Origin of the sequence: Buttiauxella sp. S19-1 (genome assembly GCF_022134725.1) — a bacterium.
Taxonomy (GTDB): domain Bacteria; phylum Pseudomonadota; class Gammaproteobacteria; order Enterobacterales; family Enterobacteriaceae; genus Buttiauxella; species Buttiauxella ferragutiae.
Genome location: NZ_JAHWLU010000187.1, coordinates 1 through 5,524, shown reverse-complemented (window position 1 = coordinate 5,524; position 5,524 = coordinate 1). Strand labels below are relative to the sequence as shown.

6 protein-coding genes are annotated in these 5,524 nt (G+C 48.8%); 5 read left to right on the top strand and 1 reads right to left on the bottom strand.

From position 1 onward, the window contains the following. Positions 1 to 191, top strand: a 191-nt coding sequence (locus MES37_RS23280; protein ID WP_237932735.1) for an EAL domain-containing protein, incomplete at its 5' end; no start/stop codon positions are given. Here MES37_RS23280 and yoaE read toward each other — a convergent pair. Beyond that, entirely contained in the window at positions 192 to 1,751 is a 1,560-nt protein-coding gene (gene yoaE, locus MES37_RS23275; RefSeq protein ID WP_064546092.1) for a CNNM family cation transport protein YoaE, read from the bottom strand. A 480-nt stretch (positions 1,752 to 2,231) separates the two neighbouring features. Between yoaE and manX the strand changes: the two genes are divergently transcribed. The 4 genes from manX to MES37_RS23255 all read left to right on the top strand — a co-directional run bounded on the left by manX (position 2,232) and on the right by MES37_RS23255 (position 5,468). Beyond that, on the top strand, positions 2,232 to 3,200 hold the full coding sequence (gene manX / locus MES37_RS23270) for a PTS mannose transporter subunit IIAB (protein WP_064546090.1): 969 nt from the start codon (positions 2,232 to 2,234) through the stop codon (positions 3,198 to 3,200). Between the two features lie 75 nt (positions 3,201 to 3,275). Then, positions 3,276 to 4,076, top strand: a complete 801-nt coding sequence (locus tag MES37_RS23265) for a PTS mannose/fructose/sorbose transporter subunit IIC (RefSeq protein ID WP_121813630.1) — start codon at positions 3,276 to 3,278, stop codon at positions 4,074 to 4,076. Positions 4,077 to 4,088: 12 nt separating this feature from the next. Then, on the top strand, positions 4,089 to 4,943 hold the full coding sequence (locus MES37_RS23260; RefSeq protein WP_064546086.1) for a PTS mannose transporter subunit IID: 855 nt from the start codon (positions 4,089 to 4,091) through the stop codon (positions 4,941 to 4,943). A 66-nt stretch (positions 4,944 to 5,009) separates the two neighbouring features. Then, positions 5,010 to 5,468, top strand: a complete 459-nt coding sequence (locus MES37_RS23255) for a DUF986 family protein (RefSeq protein ID WP_237932734.1) — start codon at positions 5,010 to 5,012, stop codon at positions 5,466 to 5,468. Positions 5,469 to 5,524: the final 56 nt, after the last annotated feature.

The window sequence follows — 5,524 nt, the reverse complement described above, 5'->3', positions numbered from 1 at the left end:
TCTCTCTGGTGGCCGAAGGCGTTGAAACGCCGCAGCAGGCAGAGTATCTGCGCAGCCACGGCGTGAATGTCTTGCAAGGTTATTTGTATGCGCGACCAATGCCACTGAGCGAATTCCCTCGCTGGTTAAGGGGGAGCACACGCCCCCCGCGCCATAGAGGTCATCCTATTTCGGTCGTTCCGCTGCGCTGATTACTCTTCTTCATCTTCATGTTCGGAGCGTTCTTTCACCACACGGACCAGGTCCACACGGTAATCGTTCGCTTCGACAATCTGGATGCGAAGCGGAGCAACTTCAATGACATCACCCGCTTTCGGGATTTGGCCATTCACCGAGATAACCAATCCGGCAATCGAGGCGATATCTTCGCTGTCGTTAACCAGAGTATTGATATCCAGATGCTGCTGAATCGCATGCAGGTCAGTGGAACCTTTCACCAACCAACCGTCACCGTCGCGCACAATTTCTGGTGTTTCGTCAGCATCGGGGAATTCACCCGCAATGGCTTCCAGGACATCCAATGGTGTCACCAGACCTTGAACGACGCCGAACTCGTTGTTGACGATAACGAAGCTACCGCGAGCACGACGCAGCACACCCAGCAAGTTGATAGGGTCCAGCGTTTCCGGAACCACAATCGCCGGATATTGGGCCGCAATAGCCGCAACATCGCCACCATTTTCCAGCGCCACCAGCAGCTCTTTAGCCCGCACGATCCCGATGATTTCATCAAGCTCACCGCGGCATATCGGGAACAGACTGTGTGGAGATTCCAGCAGTTGTTCACGAATTTCAGCCGTCGATTTATCGGCATCAACCCAGGAGATTTCACCACGAGGCGTCATGATGCTACGCAATGAACGTGAAGCCAGCGTCAGTACCCCGTTTATCATGTAACGTTCTTCTTCAGCGAAGGATTCCGCTTCAATCGGGGTGATGGTTTTGTTGTCTTCATTCTGTGAGCGCGCCTGGCGCTTGCCATTCATTAAGCGCAAAATCGCATCAGCTGTACGAGCACGTAGCGGTACATTTGACTGATGGCGAATAAAGTTGCGACGCGCAATCTGGTTAAAGAACTCGATGATTATCGAGAAGCCAATCGCTGCATACAGGTAGCCCTTAGGAATATGGAAACCGAAGCCTTCAGCAACCAGACTCAGGCCGATCATCAACAAGAAGCTCAGGCACAGCACCACGACCGTTGGATGCTGGTTAACAAAATTCGTTAACGGTTTTGACGCCATCAGCATCACACCCATCGCAATCACAACCGCCGCCATCATGACAGGCAGGTGATTCACCATCCCTACGGCGGTAATGACCGCATCTAGCGAGAACACCGCGTCCAATACAACAATCTGTAGTACTACGACCCAGAAACTAGCGTAACCTTTCCCATGCCCATCATCATGCTGGCGGTTTTCCAGCCGTTCATGCAGTTCGGTCGTGGCTTTAAACAGCAAGAATAAGCCCCCGAATAGCATGATGAGATCGCGCCCGGAGAACGTCAAATCTGCGACGCTAAACAGGGGTTGGGTCAGTGTCACCATCCATGAGATCAATGACAACAAGCCTAGTCGCATCACCAATGCCAGAGATAAACCGATAAGCCTCGCTTTATCCCGTTGTTTTGGTGGAAGTTTATCCGCAAGAATCGCAATAAAGACCAGGTTATCAATACCCAGTACGATTTCCAGAACAATAAGTGTCAGTAAACCCACCCATATTTGGGGATCCATTAAGAGTTCCATGACAAGCTCCAGCTTTGGGAATCACTGCGCGGCAACCCGCAAAATACGGACGCAGAAAGTTGAATTAAGGTATTAACGGGGCGTGTTACGCCATTATGAAAGGCTGAGGATTCAGACCTGAAAATGAAAAGACGTCGGTGACGGTCCATACGGTGGGCTACTGCCCTTTACTCCTTAGTTATTAAACGGGATGCAAACAATATCAGAGCAAATTACCCTTTTGCAAAGATTTACCTGATTTTGCAATTTTACTGTCATTGACCAAGCGCATAATTTGCTCCGCGAAACAATATGTGTGAAGCAAAGCTAAATTACGGATCTTCATCACATAAAATATTTTTTTCACTGACTAAAATAAATCCGTCTTCAGTTACACATCTTTACTCATACCGTTATCTGAATCGATTCGCTCAATGAAACGGATAATCTACAAAACACCCATTTTAAGGGTGTGGTTATGTCCAACACAGGAGGTAGCAAGTGACTATTGCTATTGTCATAGGCACGCATGGCTGGGCAGCAGAACAATTGCTGAAAACCGCTGAAATGCTATTAGGCGAACAAGAAAATGTTGGCTGGATAGATTTCGTTCCCGGTGAAAACGCCGAAACTTTGATCGAAAAATATAACGCTCAATTGGCAAACCTGAAAACCGACAAAGGTGTGCTGTTTCTCGTCGATACCTGGGGCGGTAGCCCTTTCAATGCGGCTAGCCGTATTGTCGTCGATAAAGAGCATTACGAGGTCGTCGCCGGGGTCAATATTCCGATGCTGGTCGAAACCTTGATGGCACGTGATGATAACCCTTCATTTGATGAATTAGTGGCTTTGGCAGTAGAAACAGGTCGCGAAGGGGTTAAAGCCCTGAAAGCAAAACCTGTCGAAACTGCAGCACCTGTGGCGCCCGTTGCTGCACCAAAACCTGCGGCACCGCTGAAGCCAATGGGTCCAAATGACTACATGAACATTGGTCTGGCACGTATTGATGACCGTTTGATTCATGGCCAGGTGGCGACTCGCTGGACTAAAGAAACTAACGTGACGCGCATTATTGTTGTCAGCGATGAAGTTGCCGCCGATACCGTGCGCAAAACTCTGTTGACGCAAGTTGCGCCTCCAGGCGTAACAGCACACGTGGTTGATGTGGCAAAAATGATCCGCGTGTGGAATAACCCGAAATATGCAGGCGACCGTGTGATGCTGCTGTTCACTAACCCAACTGATGTTGAACGCGTCGTGGAAGGTGGGGTGAATATTAAGTCAGTCAACATCGGTGGTATGGCGTTCCGCCAGGGTAAAACTCAGGTGAACAACGCGATTTCTGTCGATGAAACGGATATTGAAGCCTTTAAGAAACTGAACGCGCGTGGCATTGAACTGGAAGCGCGTAAGGTTTCTACCGATCAAAAATTGAAAATGATGGACCTGATCGCGAAGGTGAAAAACTAATTACTAATGTAATTAGTTTGATTCTACGTTTTGCTCAGTTTTCACACATAAGTCACTCGTTTAAGGAGAAGTACAATGGAGATTACCACTCTTCAGATTGTGCTGGTGTTTGTCGTAGCCTGTATTGCCGGTATGGAGTCGGTGCTCGATGAATTTCAGTTCCACCGTCCGCTGGTCGCCTGTACCTTAATTGGTCTGGTCCTCGGTGACATGAAAACCGGTATTATTATCGGTGGTACACTTGAAATGATCGCGTTGGGTTGGATGAACATCGGTGCGGCGGTTGCTCCCGATGCGGCTCTGGCGTCAATTATCTCGACCATTCTGGTTATCGCCGGACATCAGGGCATCGGTTCTGGTATCGCTCTGGCCATCCCACTGGCAGCAGCAGGCCAGGTTCTGACCATTATCGTTCGTACTATTACCGTGGGCTTCCAGCACGCAGCAGATAAGGCCGCCGAAAATGGCAACCTATCGGCGCTCTCCTGGATTCACGTTTCCTCCCTGTTCTTGCAAGCAATGCGTATCGCCATTCCTGCCGTTATCGTCGCGGTTTCCGTGGGGACTAGCGAAGTGCAGAACATGCTGAACGCCATTCCTGAGGTGGTAACCAGCGGTCTGAACATCGCCGGCGGCATGATTGTGGTAGTGGGTTATGCGATGGTCATCAACATGATGCGCGCAGGCTACCTGATGCCATTCTTCTATCTGGGCTTCGTTACTGCGGCTTTCACCAACTTCAACCTGGTTGCATTGGGTGTGATTGGTGCTGTGATGGCAATTCTGTACATCCAGTTGAGCCCGAAATACAACCGTACTGCCGGTGCTACAGCGCCTGCTGCCGGTGCTAACGACCTCGATAACGAATTAGATTAATAGGTGAGCGAAATGGTTGATACCACTAAAACAGTAACTACCGAGAAGAAACTCACTCCGGGCGATATTCGTGGCGTGTTCCTGCGTTCTAACCTCTTCCAGGGGTCATGGAACTTCGAACGTATGCAGGCGCTGGGCTTCTGTTTCTCAATGATTCCGGCGATTAAACGCCTGTATCCTGAGAACAACGATGCGCGTAAACAAGCTATTAAGCGTCACCTGGAATTCTTCAACACCCATCCCTATGTAGCCGCTCCGGTTCTGGGCGTTACCCTTGCGATGGAAGAACAACGTGCGAACGGTGCAGAAATTGATGATGGTGCCATTAACGGTATCAAAGTTGGTTTGATGGGGCCGCTGGCGGGCGTGGGCGACCCAATCTTCTGGGGTACTGTACGCCCAGTATTTGCAGCGCTAGGTGCCGGCATTGCCATGAGCGGCAGCCTGCTCGGCCCATTGCTGTTCTTCATCCTGTTCAACGCAGTCCGTTTGCTAACCCGTTACTACGGTGTGGCTTACGGCTACCGTAAAGGGATCGATATCGTTAAGGATATGGGCGGCGGCTTCCTGCAGAAATTGACTGAGGGGGCGTCAATCCTCGGCCTGTTTGTCATGGGGGCACTGGTAAACAAGTGGACGCACGTTAACATACCGCTGGTTGTGTCGAAAATTACCGACCAGACCGGCGCAGTTAAAGTGACCACGGTTCAAACCATTCTTGATCAGTTGATGCCAGGCCTTGTGCCATTGCTGCTAACGTTTGCTTGTATGTGGCTGCTGCGTAAGAAAGTCAACGCGCTGTGGATCATCATGGGCTTCTTCGTTATCGGTATTGCCGGTTATTCTATCGGCTTGCTGGGTCTGTAATTACCATGTTATGCAAACCGGGGCCCCTGCCCCGGTTTTTTTATTGTTTAGAATGAAGGTAGTGTTATGACGTTGACGGATGTGGTTTTACTCGTTTTCATTGTGCTGTTGCTCGCGTGGTCAATCTATGATGAGTTCATCATGGATAAGCTCAAGGGCAAAACCCTACTCAAAATCACCCTGCTGCGCCGTAATCGTATCGACAGCACCATCTTTGTTGGTCTGGTTGCCATCCTCATCTATAACAACGTCACCACTCACGGCACACCACTGACAACCTGGTTATTATCTGCACTCGCGTTACTCGCTATTTATATTTCGTGGATCCGTCAGCCTAAATTATTGTTTAAAAGAGAAGGTTTTTTCTTCGCAAACGTGTGGATTTTATATTCACGAATTAAAGAAATGAATTTATCTGAAGACGGAGTGTTGGTGATTCAACTAGAGCAACGCCGTTTACTGATTCGGGTTAAAAATATCGATGACCTGGAAAAAATTTATAAACTAATGATTGATAATCAATAAGTTATAAATATAGCAAAGTCTATATTTTGATATTTTTTGTACAGTTATTTAAATAT